Annotated in this window: 17 protein-coding genes; 7 read left to right on the top strand and 10 right to left on the bottom strand. The window is 70.6% G+C overall.

Translation table 11 applies throughout. The features are described 5' to 3' along the window. Positions 1-127: 127 nt before the first annotated feature. Positions 128-727, bottom strand: a complete 600-nt coding sequence (locus ACZ5Y0_RS29485; RefSeq protein WP_469131721.1) for a hypothetical protein — start codon at positions 725-727, stop codon at positions 128-130. A 584-nt stretch (positions 728-1,311) separates the two neighbouring features. Between ACZ5Y0_RS29485 and ACZ5Y0_RS29480 the strand changes: the two genes are divergently transcribed. Both ACZ5Y0_RS29480 and ACZ5Y0_RS29475 read left to right on the top strand, forming a co-directional pair. Further along, positions 1,312-1,737 carry a hypothetical protein gene (locus ACZ5Y0_RS29480; protein ID WP_469131720.1) on the top strand — a complete coding sequence of 142 codons (426 nt, stop codon included), beginning with the start codon at positions 1,312-1,314 and terminating at the stop codon, positions 1,735-1,737. Positions 1,738-1,878: 141 nt separating this feature from the next. Continuing rightward, positions 1,879-2,808, top strand: a complete 930-nt coding sequence (locus ACZ5Y0_RS29475; RefSeq protein WP_469131719.1) for a M23 family metallopeptidase — start codon at positions 1,879-1,881, stop codon at positions 2,806-2,808. A 6-nt stretch (positions 2,809-2,814) separates the two neighbouring features. Here the strand turns inward: ACZ5Y0_RS29475 and ACZ5Y0_RS29470 are convergent, their stop codons facing one another. Beyond that, the gene (locus ACZ5Y0_RS29470; RefSeq protein WP_469131718.1) at positions 2,815-4,365 is read right to left on the bottom strand and encodes a serine/threonine-protein kinase; all 1,551 of its coding nucleotides are present in this window, start codon (positions 4,363-4,365) and stop codon (positions 2,815-2,817) included. Continuing rightward, positions 4,362-5,159 carry an FHA domain-containing protein gene (locus ACZ5Y0_RS29465; RefSeq protein ID WP_469131717.1) on the bottom strand — a complete coding sequence of 266 codons (798 nt, stop codon included), beginning with the start codon at positions 5,157-5,159 and terminating at the stop codon, positions 4,362-4,364. Before ACZ5Y0_RS29465 ends, ACZ5Y0_RS29470 begins: the two co-directional genes overlap by 4 nt. A gap of 402 nt (positions 5,160-5,561) precedes the next feature. On the opposite strand from ACZ5Y0_RS29465, the gene ACZ5Y0_RS29460 reads away from it, so the two are divergent. Further along, on the top strand, positions 5,562-6,125 hold the full coding sequence (locus ACZ5Y0_RS29460) for a dihydrofolate reductase family protein (protein ID WP_469131716.1): 564 nt from the start codon (positions 5,562-5,564) through the stop codon (positions 6,123-6,125). 95 nt (positions 6,126-6,220) lie between these two features. Here ACZ5Y0_RS29460 and ACZ5Y0_RS29455 read toward each other — a convergent pair whose 3' ends face one another. From ACZ5Y0_RS29455 to ACZ5Y0_RS29425, 7 genes are all read right to left on the bottom strand, one after another. Continuing rightward, positions 6,221-6,472 (bottom strand): hypothetical protein, encoded by a 252-nt coding sequence (locus ACZ5Y0_RS29455; RefSeq protein WP_469131715.1) that lies wholly within the window; start codon positions 6,470-6,472, stop codon positions 6,221-6,223. After that, positions 6,456-6,863, bottom strand: coding sequence for an MmcQ/YjbR family DNA-binding protein (locus ACZ5Y0_RS29450; protein WP_469131714.1), 408 nt, complete (start codon positions 6,861-6,863; stop codon positions 6,456-6,458). The genes ACZ5Y0_RS29455 and ACZ5Y0_RS29450 overlap by 17 nt, the downstream gene beginning before the upstream one ends. Before the next feature lie 87 nt (positions 6,864-6,950). After that, positions 6,951-7,526 carry an NmrA family NAD(P)-binding protein gene (locus ACZ5Y0_RS29445; RefSeq protein WP_469131713.1) on the bottom strand — a complete coding sequence of 192 codons (576 nt, stop codon included), beginning with the start codon at positions 7,524-7,526 and terminating at the stop codon, positions 6,951-6,953. Beyond that, positions 7,523-8,002: a MarR family winged helix-turn-helix transcriptional regulator gene (locus ACZ5Y0_RS29440; RefSeq protein WP_469131712.1), complete on the bottom strand. Its 480-nt coding sequence runs from the start codon at positions 8,000-8,002 to the stop codon at positions 7,523-7,525. Before ACZ5Y0_RS29440 ends, ACZ5Y0_RS29445 begins: the two co-directional genes overlap by 4 nt. 11 nt (positions 8,003-8,013) lie before the next feature. Then, positions 8,014-9,075: an alkene reductase gene (locus ACZ5Y0_RS29435; RefSeq protein ID WP_469131711.1), complete on the bottom strand. Its 1,062-nt coding sequence runs from the start codon at positions 9,073-9,075 to the stop codon at positions 8,014-8,016. Between the two features lie 81 nt (positions 9,076-9,156). Next, on the bottom strand, positions 9,157-10,062 hold the full coding sequence (locus ACZ5Y0_RS29430) for an NADP-dependent oxidoreductase (RefSeq protein ID WP_469131710.1): 906 nt from the start codon (positions 10,060-10,062) through the stop codon (positions 9,157-9,159). A 315-nt stretch (positions 10,063-10,377) separates the two neighbouring features. Then, the gene (locus tag ACZ5Y0_RS29425; protein ID WP_469131709.1) at positions 10,378-10,926 is read right to left on the bottom strand and encodes a phosphatase PAP2 family protein; all 549 of its coding nucleotides are present in this window, start codon (positions 10,924-10,926) and stop codon (positions 10,378-10,380) included. Between the two features lie 438 nt (positions 10,927-11,364). Here ACZ5Y0_RS29425 and ACZ5Y0_RS29420 point away from each other — a divergent pair, with 438 nt between their 5' ends. From ACZ5Y0_RS29420 to ACZ5Y0_RS29405, 4 genes are all read left to right on the top strand, one after another. Next, entirely contained in the window at positions 11,365-11,952 is a 588-nt protein-coding gene (locus ACZ5Y0_RS29420) for a helix-turn-helix domain-containing protein (RefSeq protein ID WP_469131708.1), read from the top strand. 128 nt (positions 11,953-12,080) lie between these two features. Beyond that, a complete protein-coding gene (locus ACZ5Y0_RS29415) occupies positions 12,081-12,974 on the top strand; it encodes a class I SAM-dependent methyltransferase (RefSeq protein ID WP_469131707.1) in 894 nt (297 codons plus the stop codon). 151 nt (positions 12,975-13,125) lie between these two features. Beyond that, positions 13,126-13,725, top strand: a complete 600-nt coding sequence (locus ACZ5Y0_RS29410) for an HD domain-containing protein (protein ID WP_469131706.1) — start codon at positions 13,126-13,128, stop codon at positions 13,723-13,725. Between the two features lie 813 nt (positions 13,726-14,538). Next, positions 14,539-15,525 carry a zinc-binding dehydrogenase gene (locus tag ACZ5Y0_RS29405; RefSeq protein WP_469131705.1) on the top strand — a complete coding sequence of 329 codons (987 nt, stop codon included), beginning with the start codon at positions 14,539-14,541 and terminating at the stop codon, positions 15,523-15,525. Positions 15,526-15,560: the final 35 nt, after the last annotated feature.

Raw genomic sequence — 15,560 nt, 5'->3', positions numbered from 1 at the left:
TCGCCGAACCCCTGGATGTAGGCGCTGAGAGCGTTCTCTCCCCGGAAGGGGACCTCATTGCCGATCAGGCGCGGCCGTGTGATGGGCCCGAACCAGCGGTCCTTGTGCCCGCTGCCCGGCCGGTAGGTCAGCTGGTGGTCTGTGAGTGGCCCCAGCCGTCCAGGGCGGCGGACTGCTGCCAGGTGATGCCGTTGCCTGCGGACACCCAGTCGGTGCGCCGCCCGGGGGCGACCGCCTCGGCGGGCAACGCGTTCGGCGACATGCCCTTGTACGGCGGGTAGTCGTAGGCCGGGAAGTCCAGCCGCGACTCGGTGACCCTTCTGCCGGGAGCAGGCGCGAAGGCCAGGTCGATTCTGGCGAGCCTGCGGGGATCCGTGGTCGCGGAGGGGTCCTCGGGGACTCGTCCGATGTGGTGGTCGACCAGGTCGTAGAGGTACTTCGGCGCGGGATGTGCCTCGACGGCCAGCCGGATCGTGCTCCTGGCCGCGGCGGTGATCGCCTTGATCAGCTCGCTGCCCTGGTCCCGTGTCGTCGAGGCGACTGCAATCAGCCCTGTCGAAGAGAGGCCGCCACCCTCTGGACACAGGTGGCCGTGCTTGTCGCGGCCGCGGGTGAATCCGGCGACGCGAAGAACCTCGTAGAGGCCGGCTCCATCCCCCAGGAGCTCTCGCGCATCGAACGCGATGCGAGGCGGACGCTCAGCATGCTCCAAGGGCTGGCGGGTCATGCACGGAGCCACAGTCCCGAGGCAGGTCCGACATGGCTGGGGACCGACCATGCCCGCCCACGGCGTGACGGCCCGTTCCCTGATCGGACCGGCCTCCGCCCCGCATCTCCGGCTCACGGACTGCCTCCGGGCTCGCGTGTCACTCCGGAATCTTCCGGATGCCGCCTGCCGCGTTCCCACGGATACCTTCCAGGCACCGGTCCAGTCACGACCGCGATGAGCCGGTGACAGCGATCTCACAGCGCGCTAACGCGGCCGGAGCCATGGGGGGAACACTCGTGCGTCCACGTCCACTCGGCCACGTCCTGCGCGGTGCCTGCCTCTCGCGTCCACGGTGCTCCTGCCGCTCGCGGCGCGGCGGTTCCCAGCCACGCCGCCACTCCGACGGCGTCCGCACAGGCGCCCTCGGAGACGGCCTACGTCGCGGCCTGCCCGGCCGTGAGCGGCGGAGGGGAGGAGGCGGCTCCGCCGCCACCGCCTGGAACGGCGTCACTTGCGCTCGCCGCCAATCCCGTTGCGTGCCGTACGGACGTCCGGCCACCGCTCTCCCCCGGAAAGCATCCATACACGACGAAGGAAGAATCATGATCGGGAAACACGTCAAGGCAGTTGCGGCATCCATCACGCTGACCACCGCAGTGGCCGGAGTCCTGGTCGCTCCCTCGGCACGGGCGGCCACGTCCGCACCTGCGGCGACGTCGGCCGCGGCGGCGGCCGAGTGCGGCGTGCGCGCTCACGACGGCCGGCTGTGGTGCGGGAACCGCGGATCGGCGCCGACCCGGGTGGAGCCGTTCCACGAAAGTCCCATCACCGGTCTGCTGCAATCGACGTTCAGCTACTTCACCTGCTGGTCGCCGGGCGGACTGCACGGCGGCGGCAACACGACCTGGTACCGCACGGTGCCCGACTGGAGCAGCGACGGGCGGGAAGGCTACGTGCCGGCCGACTGGGTGTTCACCCCCGGCGCGTTCGACGCCGATCCGAGCAGGTACGGCCTGCCGCGTTGCTGACGGGGGCGATCCACGGCCCCGCCCGGCAGCGCTGACGCCCGGGGTCGTCCGGGCCTGGCCTGGCCCGGCGGACCGGGCCAGGCCGGAACACCGTACGAAGCGACCGCCCGGCATCGAGTCGGGTGGGCAAGGAAGGATTCCATGCGCACATTACGCAGCAGAGGTGCCTTCGGGGCAGCGCTGCCACAGCCGTTCGTCCTCGCCGTCGCGGCCGTCCTCGCGGTGTTCGGGTCGTGGGTGGCTGCCGGGGCGGCCCCGGCGGCCGCCGCGCCGACGCGGGCGACCGCGGCTGCCCGGCCCGACTTCCGGCTGCCCTTCGCCTGCGGCGAGACCTGGCAGTTGCAGACGTACGAGGGACACGCACCCGACGACAAGAAGCTCGACATGTACCGCGTCGGCGGGCAGACGCTCGGCGCCTCGGTCGTCGCCTCGGCCGCCGGCACGGTCACCGAGCTCTTCGAGCCCGGCGGCCTGGAGATCAACCACGGGGGTGGCTGGTTGTCGGTGTACCTGCACATGGACCGCATCGACGTGCGTCTGGGTCAGCAGGTCTCCTCGGGTGCGCCGCTCGGCAGGCTCGGACTGGTCGGTACCACCTCGGCGCACCTGCACTACGAGCAGCTGTACGACACCAACGGCGACAACGACGGCGAGACGGACGAGATGGTGCACCCGGTGATCCAGGGCATCGAGTACCGGCTTTCCCCCTCCGGGGAGTTTCCGCGCGTGACCAGCACCAACGCCTGCGGCGGCGGCACCACTCCGGAGCGGTTCTGGGTGGACACCTTCGCCGACGCCCCCGGTTACGCGGCGGTCGACTGCGTCGGCGACACCAGCCCGCGCTGCGCGGTCCAGGGCAAGCTGCTCAAGGGCACCAACTACGTCCTGTGCAAGAAGCTGGGCGACGAGGTGCGCGTGGGGAACTCCTTCAACCGCTGGTGGCTGCTCACCGACCTCGACGAGGTGGCACCGGGCGGCTCGGGCCGCGCGTACATCTCCGCCTACTACCTCCAGCGCTGGGGGAACGACGAGGCCAAGGACAACGACGGGCGCGACATCCGGCTGTGCTGAGCGAGGTCAGTTCGGAGAGGGCCGGGCCGGGCACTCCGCGAGTGCGGGGCGATCCTTCGTCCGCACGGCCGGCAGCCAGGCCGCGGTCCGGCCCTTCTCCGCCGTGAGACGCACCCTGTACCACCGAAACGAGAGCGTGCCCGCCTCGTCGGCGACCGGCACCCCCCGGGGGAGCTGGCAGTCGGCGGTCAGCACGTCACCCTCCCACACCCTGGTCAGCACGACGTTGTCGATGTCGTACGGCAGCAAGGGGTCGATCGCGAGTCCGAGGCTGCACAGGTTGTCCCGCTCGCCGAGCCGGTGACAGGACCGCTCCGCGTTGTACACCTTGATGCGGGCGCTCGCCACGATGCTCGTTCCCGCCCCGCCGTGCCCGGACGCGGCGCCGCTGCCCGGTGACCGGTCGTCGCCGCCGAACTGGAGCCACCCCACGCCGCCCAGACCGCTCGCCGCCACCGCCAGCGCGGCGGCTGCCAGAACCGTGCGTCCGCGCCGGTCTCCCGAGGGCGTCGCGGACCGCTCCCCCTCCGCCCGGATGCGGGCCAGCAGGCTCTCGACGGTGTGCGCGGCGCGGTCGGTGTGGGCCGGACGGAGGCAGTCGGCCGCCAGATCGCGCCAGAAGGGCGGCACGCGCAGATCCATCCGCAGCGGTGCGCGTCCGTCGGCGTACTCCTGTGCGGCGGCTCCCCGGGCCGCGGGCGTGGCCCCCGGAAACGGCGAGACGCCCCCGGTGAAGACCTGGTGGATCATCACGCCCAGCGCCCAGATGTCGGTGCTCTGCCGCACCTGCACGCCCCGTTCGCCCAGCGGCGCCTGCCAGCGTTCCGGCGGCAGGTAGTCGGGGGTGCCCAGGGGAGGGATGTAGGCATGGGTGCCGGTCAGCTCCACCGAGAGGCCGAAATCCGCCAGCCGTACCGATCCGTCCGCCATGATCAGGACGTTGTCGGGTTTGAGGTCCCCGTGCACCCAGCCCAGCGCGTGCAGGTGCGCCAGCCCTTCACAGGTTTCGGTGAGCAGCCGCGCTCCCTCGCGCACCGACAGCGGCTCTTCTCCGGACGGGGTCGATGACTGCGCGTCGGACGGCGAGCGGACGGTCCGACCGGTGTGGGAGGCAGCCTCCAGGCGTTCGCGCAGGCTTCGTTCCGCCCGCTCCATCACGAGCACCACGGCCCCGTCGAAGGCCGAACCGGCGGACTCGCCGAGCGTGAGGGAGTCGAACAGCCGGATCAGCCGGGGATGCCGGGTGAGCCGGCTGAGTTCGGTCTCGCGCCGGGCGGTCTCCACCAGTCCACGCGCCTGACGCGGCGCGAGACCGGCAGTGGGCAGGAACTTGAGGGCGACCTCCGTCGGAGCCGCCTCACCGCCGGTGGCAGACCCGCCCTCGTCCCCCTCCCCGGCCCCGTTCACGTGGCCGTGACCCTCGCCCTCGCCGCCCGGACCGTCCGCGCGTCTGGCCGCGTACACCGTCCCCCATCCACCGGCCCCGATCAGGTCGGTGACCTCCCACTCACCGACCCGGTAGCCGGCCGGGACCACCTCCACGGATCCGCTGCTCACCCTCCCGCCACCCCTGTCCGGTGGAGGGCGGCTCTTCTCGGCGGCAGGAGACCCAGGTGCTCCTCGCGCACCAGCCCGAAACGCAGGGCGAGTCCCGCCACCGCCTCCCGCTTGCCGTTGCGTCGCACGCCCTGACCCGGCCCGGTCACCGGGGCGGTGATCCGCAACTTCTCGTCCGCCAGATAGTCGATGTGGGAACTGACCGCCCGGGCGGTCAGCGGATCGCAGCCCGGCCGGCTCCGCAGCCGCTCGACGATCTGGGGGGTGGTCGCCACCGCCACCGCGGACTCGTCGCGCAGCCTCGGCTCGCACAGCGCGACCAGGACGAGGAAGTAGGTGGAGGTCTCGTCCAGGGAGAATCCGGCGAGCGTCCCGGTGCCCGCCAAGTCGGCGATGCCGCTCGTCCCGAGGTACGCGTGGTCGGGGGCGAACACCTGAAAGCTGACGGCGAAACCCCGGGCCGGCAGGATGACGCGCGCGAACTCGAAGGGCACGGGCGCTCCGGCCCTGCGGGGCGGGACCCTGAAGTACTCCCCCGCTCCTTCCGGGTTCTCCACCAGGTAGGTCTGGGACGTACTGAGGTTGCTCAACTGCCAGTGATCCTCCGTCACCCGGATCTCTCCCGCGAGCCGGGAGACCGCTGGACATCTCAGCCGTAGATCGACGGGGACGGAGGCGGAGCCGCGCCCGAAGCGGGCGACGTCCCCCGGACCGAGCCGGAGGCTCACAGGTTCCGAGGCGGGCGTGAACTCCGTCCTTTCCATCGACGGCAGGTGGACCAGTACGCCGCTCATGGTCTCCTTCTTCTCCTCGAGATTCCGGCGCCCATGGTCCCGGTCCGGACGGAGCGTTCCCGGGCTGCGTGGTCCGGCCCGGCGGATGGGACTGTGTGGGGATCAGTGGTCGGTGGATCTGGTCGGTTGATCGACGTTCCGTGACGGCCAGAAGCGTTCAGCCCGCTCCGCCCATTAAGAGGCGACGGCGGTAGTACCGGTTCCCGGCCGTGGGCGCTCTCGGCAGCGCCGGGCCCGAAGCGGTGGATTGTTTCTCCCGAGGGGCCCCAAGGAACGCGCGGAGCCTCTCAACCCGGTACTCGCTGTGGAGACCACTGCATGCGAACTCAGATCGCCCACCGATGAGTTTCCCGCGCCGCGCCGGTCCGTACGCGTGAGACCGACTCACGGAAGGCTGGCGCCATGCGCAAACTGATCTACGGCATGAACCTGACCCTGGACGGCTACATCGCCGCGCCCGGCGACGACATCGGCTGGAGCGTGCCGAGCGACGAGCTGTTCCAGTTTTGGTCCGACCAGTTGCGGGCGACCGACCTGTCGCTGTACGGGCGCAAGCTGTGGCAGACGATGAGCTCCTACTGGCCGACCGGCGACCAGCAGCCCAACGCCACCCCGGCGGAGATCGAGTTCGCGCGCCGCTGGCGGGACATGTCGAAGGTGGTGTTCTCCTCGACGATCGACAAGGTCGACTGGAACACCCGCCTGGTCGCCGGCGACGCGGTAGCCGAGATCACCCGGCTCAAGGCCGAGGACGGCGGCCCGATGGACATCGGCGGCGCGACGCTCGCCGGGGCGGCCATGCGGGCCGGGCTGATCGACGAGTACCTGCTGGCCACCGCGCCGGTCCTGGTGGGCGGCGGCACGCCGTTCTTCACCGCGCTGGACAGCTGGGTGAACCTGAACCTGGTGGAGACGCGGACGCTTCCCTGCGGCGTGATCCTGACCAGGTACGAGACGAGGCGCTGAACGCCCGTCACGCGACTCGACCGCCTGCCGGGTCCCCGCGAACGCGAACGCCACCTCGGGGGCGGGCAGCCGGCGGTGCGGCTTCGCATCCACCACTACCGCGATGTCCTCCAGGACGGCGGCGAACCGGTCGGCAGTCCCGCGGGTCCTGGCTGCGTACGCACGCAACCCGTCCGCGGCTGTGGGCTCCAGCTGCTGCCGTCGTCGGTGACGATCAGGAACGCCGTGTCCGCGACCTTGTACACGTCGAGTCCGGGGGAGAGGAAGAGGCGGCCGTGGCTGACGTCGGGCAGGGCGAGGACCGCCTCGCGGGCGGTGTCCTGGAGGCGGTCACCGGCCGTGCTCACCGGGCCGCCCGCCTGCTGTGCCGTAGGTGTGCGGGTCGACGGGCTGCTCGGCCTTGGGCAGGTGGGAGACGACGAGCAGGTAGGAGTCGGTGACGAGTTCCCTGACGAGCTTCTCGTCGACGCCTGTCCCGCCCTCCACCGTGATCCAGTGTCTCTTGTTCATGTGGTAGCCGGGGGTGATGTGGCTGTTGTGTTCCCGGAGAGCGTGGGCCTCGTCGGGGTCCGCCTTGAGGATCACGACGGGGCGCCCGGGGACCTCGGTCATCAGCATGAACACCTTGTTTCGTACCTTGAAGACCTCCCAGTCCGGGCCGAAGGGGTGCTCCAGTTGGGCTCCGGGGAGTTGCTCCGCGTACTCGGCGGCGAACGCCAGCAGGGTCGATCCGTTCATGAGTGTTTCCTTTTTCCGTTCCCGGAGGGGTGGGCCCGAAGCGTCCTGGTCAGGCCGCCGGGCGGCGGGAGATGGGGCGCGGACCTGTCACCGGTGCCGTGCGGTGCGCAGCTCGTCGGTGTAGCAGGCGAGCGTTTCCTCGGCCGTGGGGACGGGGCCGAACAGCTGCTCCTGGCGGCGGGGGTCGGCGACGTAGCGTCCGGTCTCGAACCAGCGGAACATCGCGGCCATGTCCTGGATTTGGGGCATGAAGCGGCCGGCGACGGCTCCTGCGGCGCGGGCGACGGCGGACGGGACGGCCCTCACCTTGATCTTCCTTCCGGCCCGGCCGCCCATCACGTCGGCCACCTCTCGCATGCTGACCGGCCGGTCCCAGCCGATGTCGATCCGCTCACCGGCCTCGGCCTCGGCGTCGACCGCGGCCGCCAGGTACGCCGCGAGATCGGAGGTGTGGACGAAGGTCAGCGGGACGGTGGCCTTGCCGATCCACCACATGCGGCCCTTGTCGACCGGGTCGCCCGCCACGCTCGCCACCTGGTCGAGGAACGCCCCCGGACGCAGGGCGACGAACGGGACGCCGAGCTGTTCGAGCTTGTCCTCGGCGAGCTTCTTGGCGGGACGGTGTGCACCCCGGTCCGCGTGGGGTGCACACCGGGGAGTCACGCGGACTCCTCTTCCGGCAGCGCGCGGCTGCTGATCGCCTCGGTGATGGCGTACGCGGTCTCGACGAAGGACTGCGCCTGCTGCTCCGACAGATTCCGGGCGGAGGTCTCCTCCAGGGCCTGCCACAGGGCTGCCAGGGGCTCGCGCATCGCCCGGCCCTTGTCGGTGAGGTGGACCACCATGACGCGCCGGTCATGTGCGGCCGGCTCACGGATGAGCAGGCCGGCGTCCTGCATGCGGCGAAGGGACTTGGAGACGGTGGAGTGGTCCAGGCCGACGCTGTCGAGCAGCTCGGACTGGGTCTGGCCGTCCCGGTCAAGAAGGTGCATCAGCAGCAGCTCCTGTCCGGGATGCAGGTCCATCTCACGGAGCATGGCGGCGGCGTAGGCGCGGTGGGCGCGGGCGAGTTGGAAGATCGCGTAGCTCATCGGTCCTGCGCCGGCCGTCGTGGGGATGCGGGGTTCGGGGGTGGGCATGGTGCGGTTCCTCAGACGGTGTGGGTGGGGTAGTCGGTGTAGCCGGCCGCTCCGCCGCCGTAGAAGGTCGCCGGGTCGGGGGTGTTCAGCGGCGCGCCGGCGCGGAGCCGCTCGACCAGGTCCGGGTTGGCGAGCGCGAGGGCGCCGACGGAGACGAGGTCGGCCGTGCCGTTGTCGATGTCCTTGGCGCGGGCGGGCAGGTCGGTGCCGCCCCGGTTGAGGATCAGCGTGGTCGGCCACAGCGCGCGCAGGGTGCCCAGCAGTTCCTCGTCGCCCGCGTGCATCACGTGGAGGTAGGCCAGGCCCAGGGGGCGCAGGGCGTCCAGGAGCGCCGGATACAGCTCGGCGGTGTCGGACTCGGCGATGTCGTTGTAGGGGTTGCCGGGGGAGATACGGATGCCGGTGCGCTCGGCACCGATCTCGTCGGCCACCGCGGCGGCGACCTCGACGGCGAAGCGGATGCGGCCCTCGATCGAGCCGCCGTAGCCATCGGTGCGCTGATTGGTGTTGTCGGACAGGAACTGGTGCACCAGGTAGCCGTTGGCGCCGTGGATCTCCACGCCGTCGGCGCCGGCCGCGACGGCGGCGGCTGCGGCGCGGCGGAAGTCGTCGACGGTCGCCGCGACCTCCTGCGTCGACAGAGCACGGGGGGTCGGCATCTCCTGGGGCCCGGAGGCGGTGAACATCATGCCCTGGGGCCGGACTGCCGAAGGGGCGACCGGCATGCGCCCGTGGGGGGTGTTGTCGGGGTGGGCGATGCGTCCGGTGTGCATCAGCTGGATGACGATCCGGCCGTCGGCCTCGTGCACGGCGTCGGTGACCTTGCGCCACCCGGCGATCTGCTCGTCGTTGTGGATGCCGGGGGTCAGGAGGTAGCCCTGGCCGTCGGCGGAGGGCTGGGTTCCCTCGGTGATGACGAGCGCGTGCGAGGCCCGCTGGGCGTAGTACTCGGCGTTCAGCTCGGTCGGTACGCCTTCAGGCGTGGAGCGGTCACGGGTCATGGGGGCCATGACCAGGCGGTGCGGCAGAGACATGCCGCCAAGAGTGGTCGGCGTCCACAGGGGATTCAGCATGAGGGGATCCTTCGACAGGGCGGTGACCGGCGGGTCACCGTAGAGGCAGCGTGGTCGTGGGGAGGCGGTGGGCGGGGGTGCTCAGTCGACGGTCAGGACGAGCTTGCCCCGCACGTGCCCGGCGTCGCTGACCTGCTGGGCCGTGGCGGCCTGGTCGAGCGGGTAGGCGGTGACGGTGGTGACGAGCGTGCCGGCCGCGGCGTCCTGGGCCAGGGCGGCCAGGCGGGCGGTCGAGCGTTCCTGGGACCCCTGGGAGAAGGTGATGCCCAGCTGCCGTGCGCCGAAGTCGGCGATGGTGACGATGCGGTCGGTGCCGCCCCGCAGCGTGATGGAGTCCTCCAGGGCGCCCTTCCCGGCCAGGTCGAACACCGCGTCCACGCCGTCGGGGGCGAGGGCCTGCACGCGCTCGACCAGGCCCTCGCCGTACACGGTCGCGGTGGCACCGAGCGAGGTGAGGTAGTCCTGGTTGGAGGGGCCTGCGGTGGCAATCACGCGTGCTCCGCGGGCCGTGGCGAGCTGGACCGCCACCGTGCCGACCGCTCCGGACGCGCCGTGCATCAGCACGGTCTCCCCGGCGGCGACCCCCAGCAGGTTCAGGACCCGCTCGGCCGTCTCGCCGGCCACCGGCAGCGCGGCCGCGTGCCGCCAGTCGAGGCCGGCCGGCTTGAGGGCCACGGTGGTGGCCAGCGCGTACTGGGCGTACGAGCCGGTGTCCGACCAGCCGAGCACCTCATCGCCGACCCGCACGTCGCTCACGCCCTCACCCAGGGCGTCGACCACGCCGGCGAGCTCGCCGCCGGGGACGGCGGGGAGGGTGGTCGGGCGGACGGCCTCCAGCATCCCTGAGCGGATCTTGCCGTCCAGCGCGTTCAGCCCGGCGGCCTTCACGCGGACCCGGACCTGGCCGGGGCCGGGCTGCGGCACGTCGATGTCCGCCTCGTGCAGTACGTCCGGGCCGCCGAACTGGTCGAAAACGATTGCTTTCATGATGACTCCATTCCCTTCGGGCCACCAGAAGCGTGGCTGGCCACATAATTAAGGTAACAGCAGTCATGTGGCTAGCCAAGTATTCGTGAGGACAGTCCACCTCGGCGCGCTTTCGGGGTGCGCCGACCACTTGCCGGCGTGCCGACCCCCGCCGTACGCAAGCCGGGGTCGGCGTGGACGGAGCTGCCCCGGCCCTTCAGCGTGCCGGCCGGCGAGCTGCCCCGGCCCGCCAGCATGTCGGCCGGCCAGCTGCCCCGACCCCGTCGGCGTGCCGGCCGGCAAGGTCGCGGAGGCAGGCGTTTGCCGCTTGGGCGATTACCGTCGGCGGCGCGTGAGCAGGTACGGGGCGTGCCGGGTGAGCCAGGCACTGAGCAGGCCGATGGCGGCGCCGGCGGCGACGTCGCTGGCGTAGTGGGCGCCGGACTGCACCCGTTCGACCGACACCAAGGCTGCCGGTATCGCGCACGTGAGGCCTGCGGCGGGCCACGCGGGTGCGACGGCGGCGGTGAAGGCGACTGCTGCCGCGGTGTGCCCGGAGGGGAAGGAGGAGGAGTCGGGGCGGTCGTCGACCTCGTCGTGCGGGAACCATTCTTTCGGCGGCCGGGACCGGTCGCAGAGCTGTTTCACCAGGCCGTTGGAGACCAGCTGTGCCAGCGTGAGCGCCGCTATGCCCGCGACGGCTGCCTTCCGGCCGCGCCGCCCGCCGAGAGCGGCCATCACCACGGCCGCGCCGCACCACAGTTTCGAGCTTTCCGCTGCCTCCTCCACCACCGACAGCATCCGGCCGACGGAGGCGGGAATGCGTGTGCCCGCCTGCTGGGACACGGCCGTGTCGGCCTCCTGTATTTCTGCTCGCACGCTCATGATCTGCACATGTCCCCCGGTGGCGGACCCACACCCGTGACATCGCTTCGTCGAGAGCCTTTTCGGGCCGGCCCGTTCGGCCGGGTGGTGCCTCTTGCGTGCGGCGTCGGGCCTCGTCGTCCCCTTCGCGGGTGTCACGCGGCTCGACGTACGGCTCGTACTGATGATCAGAGGAAGCTGCCCGGGTGACCCACGCGAAGCCGCGGACCTCGGCGACGGTGCCGGCCCGAGCGGGGCAGCGCCGACGCGCCGGTCGGTCCTGCGGCGCCCCCGCCGATCACCACGGCGTCGACGGTCCCACCGGGCAGTGAGCGTACGGAGAAGTCGTCACAGTCGCAGCCATGCCCTCTGCTTTCGTCGTGCCTGGTCCCAGGCAGCGCGGACCATCCGGGACACAACCCTAGGCCCGCATTGCATACGAGGCATAGAATGTTGCGCATGACGCAAGAAGGTGGAGAGCTGGACAGCCTCGTACGCAAACGCATCCGCGCGCTGCGGGTGGCACAGGGCCTGTCGCTGGAGGAACTGGCCACCCGCGCCCACCTCAGCCAGTCCTCACTGAGCCGCATCGAGACCGGCCGGCGCCGCCTCGCACTGGATCAGCTGGTCACCCTCGCCCGCGCCCTGGACACCACCCTGGACCAGCTCGTGGAGACCGCCACCGACGACGTCGTCACCAGCCCGACGATCGACGGCACCCACGGCCGGATGCGCTGGAACCTGAAGGCCGACCCCGGCATGAGCGTGGTGCGGCAGCGCCTGACCGACCCCCCGCCCGACAACCCCGCCCGCATGCGCGCCCATCCGGGGCGCGAGTGGCTCGTCGTGCTGTCCGGCACCGCGATCCTCATGCTCGGCCATCGCCGCTTCCGCATCGAGACCAACCAGGCTGCCGAGTTCCCCACGATGATGCCGCACGCGATCGGCGCCGAGGGCGGCCCCTGCGAGATCCTGGGCCTCTTCGACCGCGACGCCCGCCGCGGCCACCAGCGCGACGACGCCGACACTCAAGGTCCCCCCGGATGACGGCGCGAGCTGTGCACCACCCTCCTCGGCGGCGACCTCTTGCGCGTCGGGCAGCACCTACGCCCATCGTCTTGCGTAAATAGGAAGACAGCATGCCCCAGGCGCATAGTGGACCTAGGGTGAAAAGCATGAACCAGGCGCATACGCACACCCCCCACCACGGCGCGTCGCACGGCCGTCACCCCGGGCAGGACACCAGCGGCCAGGCGGAGATCCTCGACCTGGACGCCGAGGTCCTCGCCGAGCACACCGCCTCCATCACCGCGTCGCTGCCACTGAAGACCGCCCCCGGCCACATCGTGGACCTCGGCTGCGGCACGGGCGCGGGCACCTTCGCCCTCCTCGAACGCTTCCCCGACGCGTATGTCACCGCCGTCGACGCGTCCGCCGAACACCTTCAGCGCCTGCGCGCCAAGGCGGGCGCCCGCGGCGTCGAGGAACGCGTACGCACCGTGCGGGCCGACCTCGACGCCGCCACCTGGCCCGACCTCGGCACACCGGACCTGATATGGGCATCGGCCTCGATGCACCACATGGCCCACCCCGACCGCGCACTGCGCACCGTCCACGGCATGCTCGCACCCGGCGGCCTGTTCGCCGTGGTCGAACTGGCCGGCCACCCCCGCTTCCTGCCCGAGAACGCCCCCGAGGAGCGGCCCGGCCTGGAAGAGCGCGTCCACACCGCCGCCGATCTCCGGCAAGCCGAACACATGCCCCACCGCGGCGCCGACTGGGGCCCGATGCTGACTGCCGCCGGCTTCACCGTCGAAGACGAACGCACCCTCACCGTGAACATCGAGGGCGACCGCAGCGAGGCGACCGGTCGCTACGCCCTCGCAGTCCTGCTGCGCATCCGCGGCGTCATCGCCGACAGACTCACCCCCGAGGACCTCACCGCACTCGACCAGCTCCTCGACCCCGCAAACCCGCGCGGCATCCTGCGCCGCGACGACCTGACGGTACGCACCGAACGCACCGTCTGGGCCGCCCGCCGCGCACGTCTGGCCCGATCCTGTGCCTAGCCGGCCCGAACACCAGTGCCGCTGATCACGCGCGCTTGGAACACTGCAACGTGTCTTGCCTCCGGGATACGTGCGAGTGACGGGTATTCAGGCGGCCAGAGGTTCCGGCGCAATGGCAGCACGATGTTTCGAGTGCAAAGGTGGCAAGCGGATGCTCAGTGAGGTGGCAGGGGTTCGCGCCCCCGGCGGGCGGGCGGCATCGGCGGCGCGGCTGGTCTGTGAGGAATATGCTGACAAGGCGCTCTACCACCACTCCATGCGGTCCTATTTCTTCGGTGCGGCCTGGGCTGAGGCACAAGGCCTGGAATTCGACCGTGAGTTGTTCTTCGTCGCGGCGTTGCTGCACGACTTGGCTCTCGTTCCGCCCTTCGACAGCCATACGCTTCCGTTCGAAGAGGCTGGTGGCCATCTCGCCCGTGTGTTCACGGCCGGTCTCGGCTGGCCGACGCGGCGACGCAACCGCGCAGCTGAGCTGATCGTGCTCCATATGCGGGAAGACGTCGCACCGGAAGTGGACACGGAGGCCCGACTCTTGCAGGTCGGCACCACGGCGGACGTCTCGGGGGCTGGTCTGGAAGTCTTTGACCCACCATTCCGGGACGCACTCATTGCGGCATACCCTCGGCTGGGCTTCGCCAGATCTTTCGTGCGTCTTTTTCAGGACCAGGCCGAACGCAAGCCGGATTGCGCGGCAGCCGGCTTGCTGGCCGGAAGGTGGGCGGAACGGACCGAGTCCAATCCGCTCGGCTGACATACCCGCCGTGAGATCTCCGCGTGCTCCGCCGCGCCCCGAGCCGGGCAGGAGCGCCGGTTCGACTCCCATGAGTCTTTGTGTTCTCAGACTTTCTCATCCGCGCGCAGCCATCTCCTCGATACATCCGCCCCGCCTGGAGACGTCTCGACGAAGCTGCCCGACCTCCTGCTCTCCGCGCTCATCACCCGGTACAAGACGTCCGCATGCCTCCGTCACCCGAGCCACACCATGCCTGACCAGAAGAAAAACGTAGAACCACCCGTACGCCGACGAACGGCTGGGCGAGGGTGCGGACGGCATCGCGGTCGGCGACGACGTCATCGGCTTCCTGCCGATGGACGGCACCGGAGCCGCCGCGGAGTAAGTTCTCGCGCCGGACGACGTCCTGACGCCGGCTCCCAGGAACGCCCCCTGGCCGACGCCGCCGCGCTGCCGCTGGTGGGCCTGACCGCGTACCAAACCCTGTTCGACCACGCCGAGCTGACCGTCGGGCGACGCGTACTGCGGCGGGAATGGTCGAACCAGAGCGCACGACTGCGGTGCGCGGCGGGCGCGCAGCCGCTCGCGGCGGCGTGATGATCTGGCGGTAGGCGTGGTCGACGACGTCGACCGTGGCGAAGACCTGGCCAGGCCCGGGTGGCACTGCTCGCGTCCGGGGGCATGCGTGGACGCTCAAGTATGCTTGCTTCGTAAAGCAAGTTGGTGTTTCCTCGCCCGTTGAAGGCTGTCGTCAACGATCCCGCACGGGCTGTCTCGGTGCGGAACCGACCTGGTCGCCCGTATGCGGACGACCGACAAGCAGGAGGAACGATGTTCGCCGGACACGCATGGCAGGTCACGTCTTTCGGGGAGCCGGCGGAAGCCCTGGCGCTGCGCCAGACGACGTGGGGCGAGCCCGAGGAGGGCAAGATACTGGTCAAGGTCAGCGCTGCCGGTGTTTCTGGCGCTGACCTCCTGATGGTGAAGGGCCTGCATCCCGCAATCCAGCAACTCCCCATCGTCCTGGGCCTCGAAGCGTCCGGCGAGGTGGTCGCGGTGCCCGAGGGGTCGAAGTTCTCCGTGGGTGACCGGGTCATGGGAATGACCTCGTTCTTCGAGGGCCGAGGAGGATTTGCCGAATACACCTACATGTCGGAGCAAGCCCAGCTGATACCGGCGCGGCTCGACGACCAGCAGGCGGCGGGGTTCGTGCTCGCCTTCCGTACGAGCTACGCAGCCCTCGTCGCGCGCTGCGGACTCAAGAGCGGGGAGTACCTTGTGGTGCTCGGGGCGGCCGGCGACACCGGGGCGGCCGCGATCCAGCTCGGCAAGGCGATCGGTGCCACCGTGATCGCCGTGGTGAGCAGTGACGAGCGTGGGGTCTTCTGCCAACGGCTGGGAGCCGAGCACGTCATCAACTACAAGCAGGCCAAGGTGGACGAGGAGATATTCCACCTGACCCAAGGCCATGGAGCGGATGTCGTCTTCGATGTCGTCGGTGGTGAAGTAGCCGGTCAAGCGCTCAAGACCATGGCGCGATTCGGCCGATTCGCCGTCCTGGGTTTCGCCAGCGGTTCCTTCGTCGAGCTGAACCCCATCGCCATGCTGGAGGGCAATTACAGCGCGGTGGGCGTGGCCGCTGACAACAACTGGTCGGATGAGGAGGAAAGCGTCGCATCGGAGTTTCTGCTCGCCCGTGTGACGCAGGGGGCACTGACCGTGCCCGCGCTGCCCGCCATCTCGTTCAGTGATCTGCCGGAAGCCTTCGCGCAGGTGGAAGCGGGCACTCTGGGCAAGACGATCCTACGCGTGGCCTGAAAGCCGGCCCCGAGCGCCCCGTCCAGGGTTCGGTC

It is taken from the genome of Streptomyces sp. NPDC033216, from assembly GCF_055577115.1.
This window is presented reverse-complemented; position numbering and strand designations above follow the sequence as displayed.

What these genes read in the sequence shown, in the direction of transcription:
- ACZ5Y0_RS29485 (WP_469131721.1), bottom strand. Translation starts at nt 727, where the DNA reads ATGACCCGCCAGCCCTTGGAGCATGCTGAGCGTCCGCCTCGCATCGCG.
- ACZ5Y0_RS29480 (WP_469131720.1), top strand. Translation starts at nt 1,312, where the DNA reads ATGATCGGGAAACACGTCAAGGCAGTTGCGGCATCCATCACGCTGACC.
- ACZ5Y0_RS29475 (WP_469131719.1), top strand. Translation starts at nt 1,879, where the DNA reads ATGCGCACATTACGCAGCAGAGGTGCCTTCGGGGCAGCGCTGCCACAG.
- ACZ5Y0_RS29465 (WP_469131717.1), bottom strand. Translation starts at nt 5,159, where the DNA reads ATGAGCGGCGTACTGGTCCACCTGCCGTCGATGGAAAGGACGGAGTTC.
- ACZ5Y0_RS29460 (WP_469131716.1), top strand. Translation starts at nt 5,562, where the DNA reads ATGCGCAAACTGATCTACGGCATGAACCTGACCCTGGACGGCTACATC.
- ACZ5Y0_RS29450 (WP_469131714.1), bottom strand. Translation starts at nt 6,863, where the DNA reads ATGAACGGATCGACCCTGCTGGCGTTCGCCGCCGAGTACGCGGAGCAA.
- ACZ5Y0_RS29440 (WP_469131712.1), bottom strand. Translation starts at nt 8,002, where the DNA reads ATGCCCACCCCCGAACCCCGCATCCCCACGACGGCCGGCGCAGGACCG.
- ACZ5Y0_RS29435 (WP_469131711.1), bottom strand. Translation starts at nt 9,075, where the DNA reads ATGCTGAATCCCCTGTGGACGCCGACCACTCTTGGCGGCATGTCTCTG.
- ACZ5Y0_RS29430 (WP_469131710.1), bottom strand. Translation starts at nt 10,062, where the DNA reads ATGAAAGCAATCGTTTTCGACCAGTTCGGCGGCCCGGACGTACTGCAC.
- ACZ5Y0_RS29425 (WP_469131709.1), bottom strand. Translation starts at nt 10,926, where the DNA reads ATGAGCGTGCGAGCAGAAATACAGGAGGCCGACACGGCCGTGTCCCAG.
- ACZ5Y0_RS29420 (WP_469131708.1), top strand. Translation starts at nt 11,365, where the DNA reads ATGACGCAAGAAGGTGGAGAGCTGGACAGCCTCGTACGCAAACGCATC.
- ACZ5Y0_RS29415 (WP_469131707.1), top strand. Translation starts at nt 12,081, where the DNA reads ATGAACCAGGCGCATACGCACACCCCCCACCACGGCGCGTCGCACGGC.
- ACZ5Y0_RS29410 (WP_469131706.1), top strand. Translation starts at nt 13,126, where the DNA reads ATGCTCAGTGAGGTGGCAGGGGTTCGCGCCCCCGGCGGGCGGGCGGCA.
- ACZ5Y0_RS29405 (WP_469131705.1), top strand. Translation starts at nt 14,539, where the DNA reads ATGTTCGCCGGACACGCATGGCAGGTCACGTCTTTCGGGGAGCCGGCG.